Genomic DNA, 19486 nt, shown 5'->3' on the forward strand with positions numbered 1-19486 from the left:
CTACTTTGAGCATTCCTGTTTCATTCTCTACACCCACTTATTCACAGTAATATGTTTTCTAGAAAAACTCCAGTTTTCAAGATGGATGAGGTTTATTAATACAACTCCAATTATTATGGTCATTGATAATTTGGACGATCGCTTCATGCTGACTGCTACCGGACTCTGAAATTTCTACTTGATGGCTCCCTAAGGATTCAAGTCATGCAAAAATCACTGAAGCTATTGTCATATAACAATCTGCAAAAAAAGTCGTAAATTCGGATTCTCAATAAACTTTGGGAAAATACCTGAACTTCCCAGCTTATTGCAAATAAAATTTAGACTAAACGACAAAGCCAATTTTGAAAGCCACTCTCTGACTAGGTTTGAAATACCTGAATTCTTACATGGCTCCATAAGTTAATGAGTAAAGTTCAGAATTCCATTTCATGGTTTTTTTGGTCTTATTTAGCGATAAGTCTAGTAATATTACTGTTTTTTTCAAGAAAAATTTAAGTTAGATATAGTACCTGTTACGTATTTATTTATAGTTTTTAAGTATTAAAAATTCAATCTGTAATTTCTTTCATTACAAATAATGATTAGAAAAACCTTGGTTAGAAATCAGCCAGAGGTCGGCAACTTCGTAGGCAAACTGAGGATTTTTGCTGAATTTATAACACTCAGCTTTGTAATAGCAGCAGTATTATGCAACTATCAGGATGCGATGTCTACGACGGGCTATGCCTACGCCCAGACTCCCAATCCTCAAACATTACCCCCAGGTCGGTTAGAGGTATTCCTGAAACTCCGTTACTGTTGGATGTGCTGCCCAAGCCACCAGACAAGAATCAATTGCTTCCATCCTCAAAACTACCAAATCAGCCGATTCTACAGCAAAATGACCTTAATGCCAGATTTCGGGTTGATCGCATTGACGTTGTTGGCAGTACAGTTTTCAAAGCAGAACAGTTTGCCGCCAGTCTTATGAATTGGGCTATCGACAACCTCTGGTACAAAAACCAAACCAAGAGTTAGCGGTAGGACTATCGTTCTCACGCCAGTCAAGTCAAACAGCGTTGGGTATTGATAATATTGGCCCATTTCAACTGTCACCTGGTGCAGATGCACAGGGAAGAACTAAAATTTCTGCTTTACGTTTTTTTCAGGAGTATACCCTGCAACTGACATCCTTCATTGATCTTGGCAAAGGCTGAAATATCAAGGGCGAAAATCCATCACCGAGTACGCTTGTTAGTACTGGGTTGGGGCTGTTGTGCAAACAGGGTGATCACTTCTTCGCCCGCCTAGATTGGGGCATTCCCCTGATCTCGATGGACGGTGAAAGGCGATCGCTTCAGGAAAATGGACTGTACTTCTCGGTGCGGTATTCACCGTTTTGAGGGAGGCGATTGCTCAGTTGGTGGTGTTCAAGTGAAACGCCATTTAGGGAACCCTATTTATATAAGTATTGAAGGAAACTTAGCGATGAAAGCACCCTCTGTTTACTGGGGTTTGATCAATGTAATGCTGACAGGCGGGATGTGCCTCTGGTGTGGCTTTGCCAACGCCCAAGTCACCGCAGATGGCACTGTCAATACCACTGTCTCCCAAAGTGGTAATAACTTCACCATTACTAACGGTAGTGCTGCAAATAGTAACCTTTTTCACAGTTTCCAGCAGTTTACTGTTCCCACAGGCACTTCAGCCATCTTTGATTTAGTCAACACACCTAATATATCCACCATATTCAGTCGGGTTACAGGAGGTAGTATTTCTCATATTGATGGCGTGATTCAAACCATCAACAGCAACAACCCCGTTAGCCTATTTTTGCTCAATCCTAGTGGCATTGTCTTTGGACCCAATGCCCAACTGAATATTGGTGGATCGTTTATTGGTACAACTGCAAATAGCATTAAGTTTGCTGATGGAGTAAAGTTTAGTGCTACCAACGCAACAGCAGCACCCCTGTTGACAATCAGTGTGCCAGTTGGCTTGCAGTTTGGGTACAACTCAGGCGCGTTGGCGCAGCCCGCCGTAGGCATCGCAGTACAGAACTCAATTAATGATATCTCCCAAACTCCATTAGGCTTACAGGTGAGTTCCGGAAAGACCCTTGCCTTGTTGGGAAATGGGATTGACATAGCAGGGGGCGTTCTCAAAAGTGTGAATGGCTCCATCGAACTCGGTAGTGTCCAGTCAGGACAAGTTAGCCTCAGTCCAACAGGTCAGGGTTGGGCGTTTGATTATTTCAATGTTCAGAGACTGAGCGATATTCAGTTAAGTCAACAAGCACTGATAAATGCAACTGGGTTTGGCAACAGTGCGATTCAACTACAAGGTAAAAATATTCGTCTTTTAAATGGTTCCACTGTTTCGACTAATAATTTAGGTGCCATGTCATCGGATCGAATTACAGTCAATGCCACTGAAACATTCCAACTTATCGGAACAACTCAGGATGGAACCACAAGCAGCCTATTGATCAGCAACGCGAGCAATCTGGGTAAGGGTGGAGATATTGTCATATCAGCAAGACAACTTTTGTTTCAGGATGGGGGAGATATTCTGACTCAAACCTTAGGCCCAGCAGCAAGTGGTAACATTACAGTGAATGCGTTAGAGTCCATTCAAATGAGTGGGTTTAACCCTGCCAGTCCGGGGGGAAATACAGCGATTTTAACGCTCTCTTATGGTTCGGGAAATACAGGTAATATCACGCTATCCACCCAAAAACTAAGTGTTACTAATGGTGCTGGCATTGCGTCATCCAGCTTCCAAAAAGGCAACAGTGGCAATGTTCAGATTAATGCCTCCGATTCCATTGATGTTGCTGGGATCAATAATGTCAACCTTTTGCCGAGCAATGTGAGTTCATCAACGATTGGTACTGGCAATGCAGGTAATGTGACTATTAAAACTTCACGATTAACCGTACGTGATGGAGCTAATGTTACCTCTTCAACTGCCGGAATCGGGAATGCTGGAAACCTAAAAATCAAGGCTTCAGACTTTATCGAGGTGAGCGGCGCGGCATCAAGTAGTACGTTGACTAGTGGAATTGGGGCTTATGCGCTCCGCCTTGATCCAGTCTCCCGCGCCGCTTATGGACTACCTGACATTCCCAGCGGTAATGCGGGTGGGGTAATTTTGATAACGCCGCAATTACGCATTTCGGATCGGGCACAAGTGGGGGTAAAAAATGATGGCACAGGCAATGCAGGCAATTTTGAGGTCTATGCTGATTCAGTTACTTTGAAGAATCAGGGAGCAATTACTGCCGCGACGCAATCTGGAAACGGAGGAAACCTAGTTCTCAATGTTAAAGAATTGTTGCTCATGCGCGGTAACAGCAAAATTTCTGCTGAAGCCAAGAGCATAGGTAACGGTGGTAACATCTCAATCAATGCACCCGTCATCGCCGGATTAGAAAACAGTGACATTATCGCTAATGCCATCAAAGGTCGGGGGGGCAATATCCAAATTAGCACCCAAGGAATTTTTGGATTGCAGTTTCGTCCCCAATTGACACCTGAGAATGACATCACTGCCAGTTCCCAATTTGGGTTGAGTGGCACAGTTCAAGTTAATACTATCGGTGTCGATCCAAATTCCGGTTTAGTAGAACTACCAGCAAATGTCACCGACCCATCGCAGCAAATCGCTACAGGCTGCGCGGGCAGTGAAGGTAGTCGCTTTGTGGCAACGGGACGGGGTGGTGTGCCGCAAAATCCCAATCAACAAGTGATCAGCGATCGCACCTGGGACGATGTGCGAGATTTATCTGCTTACCGAAAAACTGGCAATGTCACTCCCCAAACGCATGTATCACCAAAGGTTCTCGTTGAAGCCACTTCTTGGTACCGTAACGCTGATGGCAAAGTTGATATTAATAGCGGCTCCATTTCCTACCCATGTGCAGCAACCATTAACCTGTGCTGCTTCAACTAAGAGTTAACCACAAATAAAGTTAGCAACAGTTCCATTTTGGGAAACCTAAGCACACAGGTCAAAATGGAGATGGGGTAGTGAAAGTAATTTCTGCTAGGTTTGGTTTCATCAGTGGAATTTTAATATGGGCGATTTGGAGTAGTTCTGCAAATGCTCAAATAGTTACCGATGGAACTCTCAACACCACAGTATCCCAAAGCGGCAATAACTTCACCATTACCAACGGCAATCGTGTCGGCAACAACCTGTTTCACAGCTTCAGCCAATTCTCTATTCCTAGCAAGGGTTCTGCATTCTTCAACAATGCCGCAGATGTGCAAAATATTTTTAGTCGTGTGACTGGGGGCAGTATTTCTCACATTGATGGTTTAATCAAAGCCAACGGTAGCGCCAATCTTTTTTTACTCAACCCGAATGGGATTATTTTTGGTGCTAATGCCCAATTAAATATAGGCGGTTCGTTTATTAGCACGACAGCTAATAGCATCAAATTTGCTGATGGAAGTGAATTTAGCGCCATTAATCCCCAAGCTAACGCATTATTAAGTATTAATGTTCCCATTGGACTGCAACTAGGTCATAATCCTTCAGCGATACAAGTCCAAGGTACAGGACACTTAGATAGCCAGAGAGATTTTCCTCCTGTGATTCGCAATCCTAGCCCAACAAGATTGCAAGTACAGGCAAGAAAAACTTTGGCGTTGGTGGGTGGTAATCTGAATCTGAATGGCGCTACCCTGACTGCCGAAACAGGGCATATAGAATTAGGTAGCCTGGGAGATGCAGGATTAGTTAGTTTAGTGCCAACCACTCAGGGCTATAAATTGGAGTATGACAACGGGCAAAGCTTTGGTAACATTCAACTAGCACAAAAGTCACTATTAGATGTCAGTGGAGTAAATGCGGGTTCAGTTCAGCTTCAGGGACGAAATATTCGCTTGAGCGATGGTTCGTTAGTTTTAGCGCAGAATTATGGAAGTCTTCCTGGCGGAGACATTCGTTTTCAAGCATCAGAAGCCATTGATATCATTGGCGGAACATCTGCTACCACAATTACGGGTGGGATTAGCAGTGACACCTTCAGTACTGGAACTGGTGGAAATATAAGTATCATTACTCCCCGGTTAACACTCCAACAGGGTTCGACGATAGGTAACATTGCATACGGAATAGCTGACAGTGGCAACATTCAGATTGAAGCGGCAGCAATAGAGATATCCGGCTTTTCACCCGTGAAGTCCATTGTGACAAGCATTGTCACTGGCACATACGGTACTGGGTCAGCAGGTAATATCTTCGTTAATGGAGATAGATTAGTAATATCTAGTGGAGGTACATTGGCTTCATATACGTATAGCAGTGGCTCTAGTGGTAAAGTGGCAATTCGCAATCAAAATACCACAGTCACTGGGAAAAGCCCTTTTGAAATTCCTAGTAACATTAATATCACTAGCTTCGCGACCGGAAATACCAAAGATTTAATACTAGATACTGGGAAGTTACAAATCTTAGATGGGGGAACAGTTGGTTCATTGGTATTTTATGCTGGGAATGGAGGAAATGTCAGCATCAATGCTACCGAAGCGATCGCAATTAGTGGTAGCAGTTCCAACACCCACAGTAGCCTCGCCTCATCTGCCATCCGTTTAAGTCCACAATTGCGTCAATTCTTAGGCTTACAGGATATACTGACGGGAAATGCAGGTAGTGTTAGTGTTACTACACCCAACCTAATACTGAAGGATGGCGGTAGTGTGAGCGTGACTAGTCAAGGCAGTGGCAATGCTGGCAATCTCAACATCACCGCAGATCGCATCCAATTAAAAAATCAAGGCTCAATCCAAGCACAGACAGAATCTGGTAATGGTGGCAACATCGGCTTACAAGTGGGAAATTTGTTGCTGATGCGCGATCGCAGCAATATTAGTGCTACAGCAGGCGGCAACGGTAATGGAGGTAATATCAATATCAATGCACCGATCATCGCCGGATTAGAAAACAGCGACATTATCGCTAATGCGGTGAAAGGTCGGGGGGGTAATATTCAAATCAGCACACAAGGGCTTTTCGGACTGAAGTTTCGTCCCCAACTGACACCAGAGAATGACATCACTGCTAGTTCCCAATTTGGGGTTAGTGGCACGGTTCAAGTCAATACCATTGGCGTTGATCCAAATTCTGGCTTAGTCGAACTGCCAGCAAATGTAATTGATCCATCTCAGCAAATTGCCACAGGCTGCGGGGACAGTGAAGGCAGTAGCTTTGTGGCAACGGGACGGGGTGGTGTGCCGCAAAATCCCAATCAACAAGTAACGAGCGATAGCACTTGGAACGATGTACGCGATATCTCTACATACCGCAAAACCCAAAAGGTACAAGCACAAATATCATCATCCCCAGAGGTTTTTGTCCAAGCTGCTTCTTGGCGACGTAATGCCCAAGGAAAAATCGAGTTAGTTGCAGATAAATCTCCTAACTATGTGCAGCAACCATTAACCTGTGCTGCTGTTCCCAGGAGTTAATTGTCCGTTAAATATCATCAATAATTATTTATGATTTTCCTAATTAAGCAACGTCGTTGGCTGTATATCAGTCTTACTATCTTGAGCTTATGTTTAGCAGTTAGTATGACACCTGCAAAAGCATCTGACTTTTCACGGGATCTGAAAAACCTTTCTCCAAACCTCTCTTTTGCAAAGACAGAGGCTTTAAATTCTCCGCCTTCCCTACAAGGGTTGGGGGCTGGGGGATTAGGTTTAGCGTTAACTTTTCCACATGACGTGAAAAGTCAGGCAAAAGCATCTGTGCAAAATCTGCCACCGTCCACTTCTGTCTCATCTTCTCAACCTACCAACTGGCTAGAACAAGGACGGAACCTCTATCGTTCAGGACGCTTTAGCGAAGCAGTGACGATTTGGCAAAAGGCAACCCAGCAGTACCATACCCAAGGCGATCGCCTCAACGAAGCTCTAAGTTTAAGTTACCTCTCACTAACACAACAGGAACTTAATCAATGGCAAGCAGCCCAACAATCTATTGAGCAAAGTCTGAAACTATTGCAAACAGCTAAACCCTCTGCTGATGCAATTCTTTGGGCACAAGCACTTAATACGCAGGCAAATTTGCAATTGCATACTGGCAAAGCTGAAACTGCCCTGGAAAGTTGGCAACAAGCGCAAAAGTTTTATGAGCAAGCAGGCGATAAAATGGGCAGCCTGGGTAGTCAGATCAACCAGGCACAAGCTTTACAAACTTTGGGATTTTACCGCCGCTCCAAACAACAGTTAGAGGTGCTGACTCAAAAACTCCAAGAAATGCCGGATAATGAAATCAAAGTTATCGGATTGCGATCGCTTGGTTCAGCTTTGCAAATAATTGGCGATGGCAAAAGTCAACAGGTGTTAGAGCAAAGTTTAGTGATCGCCGACAAAATTGCAGCCAAACCCCAATTAAGTTCTATCCTTATAAGTCTGGGCAAAACTGCCGTTGACTTGCAAGATCCGGAAGCAGCATTGGATCACTTTGAACAGGCTCAACAGGAAGCCACCAACCCAAGCGATCAGTTAGAAGCGCGTTTAGCTAAGTTCAAACTTTTCCTCGATTACGACAAACCTGAGCTTGCTATCCCACTCGCACCTCAACTACTCCAACAACTTAGGGAACTGCCCCCCAGTCACACCTCCCTCTACGCAGCGATCAATTTTGTTGCCACCTTGGATCGCCAGTCAAATCCTGACCAAATCCTACCGCTCAAAGATTTGGCGCAACTGATGGCAGTCATAGTCCAGTCTGCACAGCAAATCCAGGATGCACCAGCCCAAGCTTATGCACTGCATCAGTGGGGAAAACTCTATCGTCGTAGACAGCAGATATCTCAAGCACAGGAATTAGCTCAGAAATCTCTCGATATTGCCCGTCAACTCCAAGCTAACGATATCATTGCTCAATCTGCCTGGCAGGTGGGACAGTTGTATAAGCAACAAGGCGATCGCGCAAAAGCAATTACTGCCTATACAGAAGCGGTCAATGCTTTAAAGGCACTGCGGGGGGATTTGGTGGCTATCAACCCTGATGTCCAGTTCTCTTTTCGCACCAGTGTAGAGCCTGTCTACCGGGAACTGGTTGATTTACTTTTAGATAATCAACCGAGTCAAGCAGCACTGATACAAGCTCGTGAATTGATTGAGGCACTCCAAATTGCCGAACTCGATAACTTTTTTCGGGAAGCCTGTTTAGATAGAACTCAACAGATTGATCAGGTTGATCCCACTGCAACCGTCCTTTATCCGATCATCCTGCCAGATCGTTTAACAGTAATCCTCTCAAAAGCAGGGCAACCACTCCGTTCCTATGTTACTCACAAATCTCAAGCTGAAATTGAACAGACTCTAGACAATTTTCTGGTTGCTCTTAACCCTGTCTCGGATTCCAAAGACCGGGATCGAGTGTCCCAACAGATTTATGATTGGTTGATTCGTCCAGCAGAAGTAGATCAAGCATTCATTGATACCAAGACATTGGTGTTTGTTTTGGATGGTCGGTTGCGGAATATCCCCATAGCAGCTCTTTCTAACGGTAAGCAATATCTGATCGACAAGTATGCTGTGGCGCTCTCACCAGGATTGCAACTGATGGCTATGCGATCGCGTCATCAAAACCACATTACTGTGATCGTGGGTGGCATTAGCCAATCTCGCCCTGGCTTTAGTGCTTTGCCCGCTGTGGAATCAGAAGTGAAACAAATCTCTAAGGCGGTATCGTCTTCTCTGTTGCTCAACCAAGAATTCACCAGTCAAGCCCTTGCTAAACGAGTAAAATCCAGTAGCGCAGGTGTTGTCCACCTAGCAACCCACGGACAGTTTAGTTCCCGCCTCGAAGATACCTTCTTGCTCACTTGGGATGGAGAAGTCAACGTTAAGGAGTTATCTGAACTTCTGAAAAATCGGGGTAGTGATCCATCGAAAGCCATTGAATTACTGGTACTAAGTGCCTGTGATACAGCAACAGGAGACGATCGCGCCGTCCTGGGACTGGCGGGCTTGGCTGTCAAATCCGGCGCTCGCTCAACTATCGCCACCCTATGGCCCGTCAAAGATCAGGCAGCTGCGATGCTCATGACTCGCTTTTATGACCAACTGCGACAACCCAAAATCACTAAAGCTGAAGCACTAAGACAAGCACAAATTAGCCTAATTCGCCAAACTGATTTCCACGATCCGTTCTTTTGGTCTGGCTTTGTTTTGATCGGCAACTGGATTTAATTAAGTAATAATACTGATTTAGCTAAAAGATAATAAGGCTATTTTTTACAGTTTTTTCGCTAAATCTCGCCTATACTGCAAGTAGAAGTTACCGAATTTGACTGTTGGTTGGACTTATTCTCTGAGCTTCTGTCCATAGTCCAAGGAAACGTATTTTGTATCACATTTCAATTACATAAGGTAAAACATTATGAAACGTCGGTATTTAGCTAGTACATTGAGTGTCATCGCTCTGATCGCTAGCAGTGCCTGGACTAGTGCCCATGCTGTTACATTTACTCCGCCCACCAACAGTGGCTCTCCTAGTCAAGCAACGGGAGGAGCTTCTCGGGGTAATATGTTTACTCCTCCCGCCGGGAAAGGTGCGCCCAGACAAGCAACTGGAGGAGCTTCTCGTGGCAACCTTTTTACACCTGCCCCCGGTAAGGGTACGCCTCAACAAGCAACTGGAGGAGCTTCTCGCGTTGGTACTTACTACTTGAATCCATCGACTGTAAGTACAACAGAACCAGCAGCGCTAATCGCCCTCTTGCCCCAAAGCTTCTATGGCACAACAGTATCTGAACGTCCCACAATTCTGGTGTATCTACCGGCTTCCAATGCCCAAGAAGCCGTGTTCAGCCTCAAGGATGAAGCTGGCAACATGCAACATCAAATGAACATTCCAGTCGCGGGGAAAACTGGGGTAATCGCGATCAAATTACCAGCCAATGCACCCGCTTTAACAGTTGGCAAAAACTATCAATGGTTCCTAGCACTCAAAGTAGATGGACAACTCAGTCCGAGTACGCCTTACGTCAATGGTTGGGTTCAGCGTATCCAGCCTGGCGCTAAGTTGGCAACAGCAATGCAAGAGCAAGATGCTCTGAAGCGGGCCACTACTTTGGGTAAAAACGGTGTTTGGTATGACTGTGTGGCAACACTTGCAACGGTATACACCGCCCAACCTAGCAATGCAACCCTCCGCAAACAATGGGAAGAACTTCTGTCCTCAGTGAGTTTGAAGGAGATTGTAACAGCGAACTTATTAGCATCTACTAACTAATACCAGGTCAATCCTAGAAGGTGCAACGCAAAAAAATAGAATCATAATCAGAGAGCAGGGGAAGCAGGGGAGGCAAGATAATGACTAAATAAGCAATTAAAGACCATAAAAATTTAGGAATTTACAAAATTGTTTTTGAAGCAGCAATGAAAATTTTTCAGGTATCAAAGAAGTTTCCTGTAGAAGAAAGATATTCGTTAACTGACCAAATTCGGCGCTAAGACGCTCCTGGGGTCGCTACCGCTTACCTAACACGTTTTGTGTGTGCCAACATGGCAGAAGCTTGGCGAAAACGCCATGAATCTGGAAACAAGACGAGAACTTTACAGTAATTACAACCAAGTTTTATCAGGTTCTAGTAAGTATGATTAATAATCCATCACCTTGATTGATGAATCATTAATCTCCCCCTGCTTCCCACTTTTTCGCGTTCCTTTATCAACGTTGACCAAGATCAATGAACTGTATGGCACAAATATGTGGCGCAGATTTCAGGCTTTTATCCAACGCACTCGCAGCGTTTTGATTATTACTCCCAGTGTTGCTTTGACGATTATGGTTGGGCAATCATTGGGACTTTTCAATTTACCGGAATGGAAAATTCGCGACGAATGGGTTCGTCAGCGATGCCAAGGGCGGGCTACGCCAACGCCACAGGCGATCGCTGATGAGATTGTGATTGTCACAATCGATGAGCGCGATATCCAATCGGTGCGTAAATGGCCAGTTCCAGACTGGGCGCTGGCACGATTACTAGAAAAAATCCGGGCGCAGCAGCCCCGCGCCATTGGATTGGATCTCTATCGAGATTTACCGGAAGGAAACGGACATGAGCAACTTGTTCAAGTCTTTCGCAACACTCCCAATTTAATTGGAGTTGAGAAAATTACCGGTGAACGCGTCAATCCCCCACCGGAATTGAAAAAAAAGGATCAAGTAGGATTAGCAGATTTGGTGTTGGATGGCGATCGATTCGTGCGTCGTGCGCTCCTGACAGCTGAAGATGCTAAAGAGAAAAACACCATTAAACCCGGACTAGCAACCCTTGTAGCCCTTAAATATCTCGAAGTTGAAGGAATTAGCTTAGAAAGCATTGACCCCAAGCAGCAAAAGTTTCAGTTGGGCAAGGAAATTTACCTGCCACTGCAAAATCAACAAGCAGGTTATACCGATGCCGACTTCGGAGGCTATCAAATTCTGCTCAACTGGTATGGAACCGATACAGCATTTCGTACAGTTGCTATGCGCGATGTCTTAGCAGGGCGAATTCCAGCAGATTTAATGCGCGAGCGCATCGTATTTATTGGATCAATCGCCTCCAGTACCAATGATTTCTTCAGCACACCCTTCTCTTCCTGGGTATCTGCTCAAAAACCGACTCCAGGTGTCGTTGTTCATGCCAATATTGCTCATCAACTAGTACGAGGGGCAAAAACAGGAAAAGCCAGCCTGCATGGCGTTTCTGGCATTTCTCTATCACTTTGGATTGTTTTTTGGTCTGTCATCGGTTCTACGGGCAGTTGGTGGTTAGCTAGTGCGCGTACCGGGCGACGGATTCCTGGTGGTAAAATTCTTTGGGCAACTGTAGCCATCAGTGGAGCTTACATCGGGGGTGGCTATGGAATGTTTTTGCATGGTGTTTTAATTCCGGTAACACCTGCCTTAGCAGCGTTTATCGGTAGTGTGATTACAACAACGAATGCCTATAAACAGCAGAAATTAGAAGAAACAAATCGCCAACTAGAAATTGCCAACAGTCAACTATTAGATTATTCCAAAACCCTGGAGACAAAAGTTGAAGAACGAACTCATGAATTGGTTGAGGCAAAGCAAACTGCCGATGCTGCCAATCAGGCCAAGAGTGAGTTTCTCGCCAATATGAGCCACGAACTACGCACACCTCTCAATGGCATCCTTGGTTTTGCCCAGGTATTAGAAGGAGCGCCAAACATGACAGTTAAAAACCTCGAACGAGTCAGCATTATCTCCCAATGTGGATCACACCTCCTAATGCTGATCAATGACATTCTCGATCTCTCGAAGATAGAAGCGAGGAAATTGGAATTAGTTGTCACCAGTGTGCATCTGCCCAATTTCTTACATGGTGTGACAGAGGTTTGTGGTATCCGGGCTGAACAGAAAGGGATTGCATTTAATGTCTTAATTAGCGATCGCCTACCACTTGTCATTGAAGTTGATGAAAAACGGCTGCGGCAAGTGTTAATTAACTTGCTGGGCAACGCGATCAAATTTACAGACAGCGGTGGCGTCATGTTAAAAGTAGAGTTATTAGAGACTGGGCAAGAGTCTTCCCAATCTCCAATCGCCAAGATTCGTTTTCAGATTGAAGATACGGGTATTGGGATGTCACCAGACCAACTCAAGAAAATCTTTTTGCCCTTTGAGCAAGTGGGTGAAGCAGGGCAGCGATCTGAAGGTACTGGCTTGGGATTGGCGATTAGCCAAAGAATTGCGGCATTGATGGAGAGCCAAATTCAGGTGCAGAGTCACCTGGGCGAAGGAAGTCTATTTTGGCTGGATTTGACAGTACCACTACCACTTGCTCATGATTGGCATGGAAAAGTGATGTCTACGACGGACGTAGATGCAACCCCAACTCCCCAGAAAATTACCGGGATTCGGGGTAGTGCGCCTCAGATTCTGATTGTCGATGATGATCGCAACCACCGTTCCATGTTGACCAGTTTGCTGCAAGAAATTGGCTGTCGAACCCTAGAAGCGACCGATGGCAAACATGGGTTACAGGTGGCAGGTGAACACAATCCAGATGTAATTCTGCTCGATTTAGCCATGCCCAATATGGATGGTTTTGAGCTAATGGTTCACCTACAAGCGAATCCGCAAACCCGTTCTATTCCGATTATCGTCTCTAGTGCCAGCGTCTTCGAGTCAAATCGCCAGCGGAGTTTAGAGGCAGGGGCAACAGCATTTTTGCCCAAACCCCTCCAGCTCGACGAACTACTCAATAAACTGCGATCGCTGTTGGGAGTGGAGTGGATGTATGCCCAATCTTCGCCTCCCAAAGGTGAGCAAGTAACTACTAGTGAATGGGTTCTACCATCTCAGGATGTTTTGCAACAACTCTATCATCTGGCAATGATGGGGGATATTTCGGCGATCGAGGGAATGTTAGGAGAGCTAATTGAGCAAAACAGTCAGCTAGCTCCCTTCGCGGCAGAGTTAAGCAAACTCACTGCTAATTTCCAAACCGGAAAAATCCGTAAGTTCCTCAAATCATTTGTCGCAACGGAGTTACATCCATGATCGTCGATTCTCTCTCGAAACCCATACATATTCTATTCGTGGATGACAATCCAAACAATCTCAAGCTGCTATCTGAAGCGATTCAGGGGTGTGGCTGGAAAGCCTTGATGGCAACAGATGGAGAGTCAGCGATCGAACAAACAGAATATGCTCATCCCGATCTCATTCTCTTGGATGTGATGATGGCAGGTATTGATGGATTTGAAACTTGTCGCAGGCTGAAAACTAATCCCATCACTCAGAATATTCCGGTGATTTTCATGACTGCCCTGTCTGATTCTACAGACAAGGTGGCAGGACTGGAAATTGGTGCAGTTGACTACATTACCAAACCCTTCCAACAGGAAGAAGTCATTGCCCGTTTAAAGTTACACCTGAAAATTTCCCATCTCACTCGCACATTAGAAGAACGTGTGCAAGAGCGCACCGCAAAATTAACTCAATCTTTACAACAGTTACAACAAACCCAACTACAACTGATCCAGAGTGAGAAAATGTCCACTCTCGGACAGTTGGTTGCAGGTATTGGTCATGAGATTAATAATCCGGTTGGTTTTGTTGGCGGAAATTTATCCTATATTGAAGAATATGTAAATAATCTGCTTCGCCTGGTCAACCTCCAACAGCAGAAGCTACCGCAGCCAGACCCGGAAATTCAAGAGCTTGTTAAAGAAATCGACTTGGAGTATTTGGCAGAGGATCTACCGAAACTACTGGCATCAATGCACCAGGGAATTACCCGTCTTCAAGATATCAGCCTCTCTTTGAGAACTTTTGCTCGCGCAGATATGTCATCTCAGGTGGAGTTTCAGATTCACGAAGGAATCGATAGCACTTTAATGCTGTTGAAACATCGACTCAAAGACAAGGGAAACCGCCCTCAAATCCAGGTTGTAACACAATATGGTAAGTTACCTGCAATCAGCTGCTATCCCGGACAACTGAACCAGGTGTTCATGAATATCATCGCCAATGCCATTGATGCATTTGATGAACTCAATCAAAACCATTCTGATCAAAAGATTGCTGCTTGCCCGAACATCATCACCATTACTACATCAGTTGAACCTCAGCAACAAACCGTCACAATTTGCATCCAAGATAATGGCCCCGGTATGCTTGCTGAAGTGCAAGCTCGAATTTTTGAGCAATCTTTCACAACCAAGCCCGTGGGCAAGGGAACCGGGCTGGGATTAGCGATTAGCTACCAAATTATTGTTGATAAACACAATGGACAAATCAACTGCTTATCAATGCCTGGTGAGGGGACAAAGTTTATTATTACTCTGCCCATATGACATCTCCATACACTGATTTGTATTACCCCAGAATAGTGAGTAATGGCTTTGCCAAAACTTACCCTTTGAATTCTCCTTTAGAGTACAGCGATCGCTCCTTCTACATGGCTAAAATCATCTATTTTGCCTGAAAGTATTGTGTAGCGAGGATTATTGTTTTTTCTCTGGGGAGAGTGATAAAAGAGCGATAAATAGGACTTACGCATTGTACAAATTAACTCTAATGGATTGGGAACGTGGCTACACAAGCCTTTGGGCTTTTCTTGGTGCCATTCGATTCTTAGTTTTAGGTTTTGTTCCTCAACCCGAACTTCCCTTAATTCATAAAGCCAATGAAAATCAAGGTTTATGATTTTTATTTTATGAGAGTAATAGAAGAGGATTAACCAATATCGTGGTCTAAGCAAAAATTATCAGTGTCTTCCTGAAATGAGTAAGGCGATCATCTAGGATGTTATGACTTGGATCATACTGTGTGGTCTATCTGTTTAAAGATTTAATGTATAAACGGTTTATAACTGTATTTTTTTTGCAAAGAATTATCTATTCTGTAATATTTCAGAAACTTTACACTAAAAAAGGAATAAACTCTTCAAATTTTAAGTTGTTCAGTGTAAGCTAATTATGTAAATATATTTCTCATGTTTCTCACAAAAGTCTTTTAACCACTCGCACTGATTACGCTAGAGGAGGTGTAGCATAAATTACAAATTTTTTTGGTATTACTTGAAAGACACTAAACACGCCTGGAAAAAGATTGACTTTAGTATTTTTCAAGCAAGCTCAAGCAATATTCTTTAACAATACCTTCGTCAAAAATAGAGCTAGTATAGCTTTTGCCGAAATAGCCCAATATAAAAGCGTGCAATACTTTTAGGCAAAACGTAAAATCCTAGTCTAGACAGATAGGACAATATAAAGTCCTGACATAAAAACATACAGGATTTTACTGGCTCAGTTTTTTGCCTTATGGTAAAAACAAGTCTGTATTATCTAGATTTGCTATATGCCAATAGTTGTAAATTGGCCAAGGTATTGTTTAAGTGAGATTTTCATTAACTAGTTAAATCTCAAAAAATTTTAATGTGCTTTATACTTTTTGTTGTCTCTTGACTGTACTCTGGGCGAAGCCAGCTTTTTAATGCTGGAGGTTACGCACTGTAGACTGAAGTTTGGACGCTAAATGCACATTGTGTAAACCTTTGATTAACCTTATAGAGTTAATCTAGTATCGCAGTTGTAATCTTTTTGCTCTCAGGCTTTGATCACACAACTGTTACGGATTAGTTTGCCTATAATTTCCGACTTAGTGGAACTACATACAATTATGTCACACCATTTTACAAACGACAAGGCTGTTGAAAAACTAGGAACTAGAAATGTCTGAAATATTGTGTTCTGATGCCTTGGAAAAGCCGTAAACGCTCCTTACCAAATAAAAATACCTGTTTATATAAACAAATATGCGTTTGAAAAAGTTCTTTTCACCTAAAAAGCTTAAGGTTTCACAGCAGAAGATAACAGTATCAAATAATACTTTTTGTATTTTTTAATTTAGATCGATAACTAAATTCTGTGTTGGAGGTTAGAAAATGCCACCAGTGCTTTCTGGGCAACATGTAGGCGAAAGGCTCTTATACATTTTGAGTGCAACGCTTTCAGAAAAAGAATTACAAAACTTATTGGCAGAAATGGAGATTGTGGAGCCACCAGTGGCGAAGCAGTTCTGGCAATCTGCACAGACGAATCCTGGTATCTACATTATCCTTACAGGTAAAGTCCGACTGTTGGATAGCTCTGAGAATTTAATTACTAGCTTTGGTGCATGGTCTGTTTTCGGCGAATTGACTCTGTTTCCTGAAGCTAACTTTAGTCCTTATGTAGTCAGAGCTTCGACAAGCTTAAAACTTGGCTATTTCAGACAAGACGCATTGCAAATATTGATAGAGAAGTATCCTAACATAGGCGATCGTCTACGCGCCCGTGCAGAACTTTGGGATTTGCTGTTGTTATGTCGCCAAATCTCACAACTTCCGTGCCATACATCACAAGTTTCAGGAATGCTCAGAGCTTTATCTCTGTTTGAGCGACACCAGCTAGAAACTGGCACTATAAGTCCACAAATATCCCAAGATTCGCAGTTGTGGCTATTGTACAGAGGTCAACTGCGGCATTCTGAAGGCCATTCTTTGACACCAGGCACAATCTTTGCCCAACCAAAACAAGGAGATTGGCAAGCAACGCAATCGACAATTGCTTACATCCTGAAAAACGACCATAGGCAAATAGCACTAGAATACTTCCCGGAATTAGGGAACTGGGGATTAGAGATTGAGGATTTGAGACTGGAGACTAAAAATAGATCTTCCCAATCTCCAAAATCTAAAATCATTCCTTTTCCCCAACGAGAGAAGCAGTCACAACAACAGCCAAAAAAGTCACGTTTTTACTTTCCTAGTCCAAAGGTGCAAGTGGGGCATTGGTGGAAACGCCTCACCAAGAGCTATCCCTTCTATGCCCAACAAAGCGCTGCCGATTGTGGCTCTGCTTGCTTGGTGATGATTGGTAACTATTGGGGCAAGCATTTTAGTATCAATCGTCTGCGAGAGATGACCAACGTCAGCCGCAATGGTGCATCTCTCAAGGCCATGGCAGCAACAGCAGAAAACCTGGGTTTTGCCACCCGTCCGGTGAAAGCCACTTTTGATAAATTAGCAGAACAACCTTTACCTGCAATTCTCCATTGGAAAGGCAATCACTTCATTGTTGTCTATGAAATCACGAAAAAGCGGGTGATTGTGTGTGACCCTGCTCTTGGTCAACGCAGCCTGACAAAAGCTGAATTTCAAGCAGGTTGGAGTGGTTATGCATTGTTAGTGCAACCTACAGCCCGATTAAAAAATACTAAAGACGAAAGTACAAGCTTCTGGAAATTTTTTGAGTTAATCAAACCTCACTATCGGACACTATTAGAAATCTTTATAGCTTCTGTATTAATCCAATTATTTGGACTGGTAACGCCAGTATTCACCCAGTTGTTGCTTGATAGAGTACTTGTGCAACGCAGTGTTACAACCTTAAACGCCATTGGTTTGGGGATGATTATTTTTGGGTTGTTTGGTGTCGCTGTCAATGCTCTACGGCAATATCTCCTATTTCATACTGCTAACCGCGTTAGCATCTCCCTACTTGTAGGTTTTATTAAACATACCTTCCGCTTACCACTTTCCTATTTCGAGTCGCGTTACGTTGGGGATATAGTCTCACGCATCCAAGAAAACCAGAAAATTCAGCAATTCCTGACTGGTCAGACACTCTCCATCTTGCTGGATATGCTGACATTAGTAGTTTATCTGGGCTTGATGTTCTCCTATAGCTGGCGGATGTCATTATTCGTGCTGTTTACTGTACCGCCATTTTTTATCTTGGCGTTGGCTAGCACAAGTATTTTGCGCCGCATCTCTAGAGAGATTTTTAATGCAGGTGCCAAAGAACAAAGTTATCTCATAGAATCCTTAAGCGGAATTCGTACCGTCCGCTCATTAGCAATTGAACAGACTGTGCGCTGGCGTTGGGAGGAACTGCTGAATGATTTGATCAAAAAAGCTTTTAATGCCCAGATAATTGGTAATCACCTGCAAATTATCAGTGGCGTTATCCAAACCTTTGTGAATACTGCATTGTTGTGGTATGGAGCAACCCAAGTAATTAATGGCGAACTCACTATTGGACAATTAGTTGCTTTCAATATGTTGGTGGGTAACGTCTTGAGTCCTTTCCAGCGGCTGTCTATGCTGTGGAATCAATTGCAGGAAATCGTGATTTCCACCGAACGTATTAATGATGTGTTGGAAGCGGAACCAGAAGAAGACTTAGAAACTAAACCCCGGAAGTCATTGGGTAAACTCCACGGTAATATTCGCTTTGAGAATGTCACCTTTCGCTATCACTCGCAAAGTGAGACTAACGTACTAGAAAATCTCAACTTTGAAATCCAGCCGGAACAGATGGTAGCAGTAGTGGGGCGGAGCGGTTCTGGAAAAACAACCCTTAGTAAATTGATTTTAGGTTTATACCCACCGACAGATGGCAAAATACTCATTGATGGTCGCGACATCACTAGTGTTTCCTTGCGATCGCTCCGTTCTCAAATCGGCGTTGTAGACCAAGATACTTTTCTGTTTGGTGGGACTATTCGCGAAAACATCGCGATCGCTCATCCAAATGCCTCTTTTGAAGAAATTATCCAAGCTGCAAAATATGCCGGAGCCAATGATTTTATTCAAAAACTACCGATGGGTTACGAATCCGAAATTGGTGAAGGCGGCGGTATGCTCTCTGGTGGACAGCGCCAACGCCTAGCGATCGCTCGTGCTTTGCTCGGAAATCCTCGGTTATTACTATTTGATGAAGCCACCAGCCACCTAGATTCGGAATCAGAACGAATTATTCAAAACAACCTCAAAACAATTCTTCAAGGACGCACAAGTGTAATCATTGCCCATCGCCTCTCTACAGTCCGCAACGCTGACTTGATCCTGGTTTTAGACCAAGGTGTTTTGGTAGAAAACGGTACTCACGACGAATTAATCGCGAAAAAGGGTCATTATTACTACCTGAATCAACAACAACTGGCTCAAGTCAGTTGAGATTGAGTATGG

Annotated in this window: 10 protein-coding genes and 1 pseudogene; all 11 read left to right on the forward strand. The window is 43.8% G+C overall.

Annotation, left to right across the window (positions count from 1 at the left end; all coding sequences use genetic code 11):
* Positions 1-690 precede the first annotated feature (690 nt).
* The 11 genes and pseudogenes from V7L29_RS00485 (at position 691) to V7L29_RS00540 (ending at position 19474) form a co-directional block, all read left to right on the forward strand.
* The gene (locus V7L29_RS00485; RefSeq protein ID WP_334734171.1) at positions 691-1020 is read left to right on the forward strand and encodes a hypothetical protein; all 330 of its coding nucleotides are present in this window, start codon (positions 691-693) and stop codon (positions 1018-1020) included.
* Positions 966-1385, forward strand: a pseudogene (locus V7L29_RS35335) (ShlB/FhaC/HecB family hemolysin secretion/activation protein); the annotation flags it as partial. The gene V7L29_RS00485 and the pseudogene V7L29_RS35335, both read left to right, overlap by 55 nt.
* The gene (locus tag V7L29_RS00495; RefSeq protein ID WP_334734173.1) at positions 1348-3936 is read left to right on the forward strand and encodes an S-layer family protein; all 2589 of its coding nucleotides are present in this window, start codon (positions 1348-1350) and stop codon (positions 3934-3936) included. The pseudogene V7L29_RS35335 and the gene V7L29_RS00495, both read left to right, overlap by 38 nt.
* Positions 3937-4013: 77 nt before the next feature.
* Positions 4014-6458, forward strand: coding sequence for an S-layer family protein (locus V7L29_RS00500; RefSeq protein WP_334734174.1), 2445 nt, complete (start codon positions 4014-4016; stop codon positions 6456-6458).
* A 30-nt stretch (positions 6459-6488) separates the two neighbouring features.
* A complete protein-coding gene (locus tag V7L29_RS00505) occupies positions 6489-9197 on the forward strand; it encodes a CHAT domain-containing protein (RefSeq protein WP_334734175.1) in 2709 nt (902 codons plus the stop codon).
* A 190-nt stretch (positions 9198-9387) separates the two neighbouring features.
* Positions 9388-10242, forward strand: coding sequence for a DUF928 domain-containing protein (locus V7L29_RS00510; protein ID WP_334734176.1), 855 nt, complete (start codon positions 9388-9390; stop codon positions 10240-10242).
* Between the two features lie 477 nt (positions 10243-10719).
* Positions 10720-13527: a CHASE2 domain-containing protein gene (locus V7L29_RS00520; RefSeq protein WP_334734222.1), complete on the forward strand. Its 2808-nt coding sequence runs from the start codon at positions 10720-10722 to the stop codon at positions 13525-13527.
* A complete protein-coding gene (locus V7L29_RS00525; RefSeq protein ID WP_334688704.1) occupies positions 13524-14825 on the forward strand; it encodes a hybrid sensor histidine kinase/response regulator in 1302 nt (433 codons plus the stop codon). The genes V7L29_RS00520 and V7L29_RS00525 overlap by 4 nt, the downstream gene beginning before the upstream one ends.
* On the forward strand, positions 14822-14956 hold the full coding sequence (locus V7L29_RS00530) for a hypothetical protein (protein ID WP_334734177.1): 135 nt from the start codon (positions 14822-14824) through the stop codon (positions 14954-14956). Before V7L29_RS00525 ends, V7L29_RS00530 begins: the two co-directional genes overlap by 4 nt.
* Before the next feature lie 92 nt (positions 14957-15048).
* Positions 15049-15177, forward strand: a complete 129-nt coding sequence (locus V7L29_RS00535; protein ID WP_334734178.1) for a hypothetical protein — start codon at positions 15049-15051, stop codon at positions 15175-15177.
* Positions 15178-16417: 1240 nt separating this feature from the next.
* Complete coding sequence (locus tag V7L29_RS00540) at positions 16418-19474, forward strand: peptidase domain-containing ABC transporter (protein ID WP_334688706.1); 3057 nt, start codon at positions 16418-16420, stop codon at positions 19472-19474.
* The last annotated feature ends 12 nt before the right edge of the window (positions 19475-19486 follow it).

The sequence above is a fragment of the Nostoc sp. genome, from assembly GCF_036916575.1.
In the GTDB taxonomy this organism is placed as follows: Bacteria; Cyanobacteriota; Cyanobacteriia; order Cyanobacteriales; family Nostocaceae; genus Nostoc.

Bases quoted from the DNA above. Each gene is read 5' to 3' on its own strand.
- V7L29_RS00485 (WP_334734171.1), top strand. From the start codon at position 691: ATGCAACTATCAGGATGCGATGTCTACGACGGGCTATGCCTACGCCCA.
- V7L29_RS00495 (WP_334734173.1), top strand. From the start codon at position 1,348: ATGGACTGTACTTCTCGGTGCGGTATTCACCGTTTTGAGGGAGGCGAT.
- V7L29_RS00505 (WP_334734175.1), top strand. From the start codon at position 6,489: ATGATTTTCCTAATTAAGCAACGTCGTTGGCTGTATATCAGTCTTACT.
- V7L29_RS00510 (WP_334734176.1), top strand. From the start codon at position 9,388: ATGAAACGTCGGTATTTAGCTAGTACATTGAGTGTCATCGCTCTGATC.
- V7L29_RS00520 (WP_334734222.1), top strand. From the start codon at position 10,720: ATGTGGCGCAGATTTCAGGCTTTTATCCAACGCACTCGCAGCGTTTTG.
- V7L29_RS00525 (WP_334688704.1), top strand. From the start codon at position 13,524: ATGATCGTCGATTCTCTCTCGAAACCCATACATATTCTATTCGTGGAT.
- V7L29_RS00530 (WP_334734177.1), top strand. From the start codon at position 14,822: ATGACATCTCCATACACTGATTTGTATTACCCCAGAATAGTGAGTAAT.
- V7L29_RS00535 (WP_334734178.1), top strand. From the start codon at position 15,049: ATGGATTGGGAACGTGGCTACACAAGCCTTTGGGCTTTTCTTGGTGCC.
- V7L29_RS00540 (WP_334688706.1), top strand. From the start codon at position 16,418: ATGCCACCAGTGCTTTCTGGGCAACATGTAGGCGAAAGGCTCTTATAC.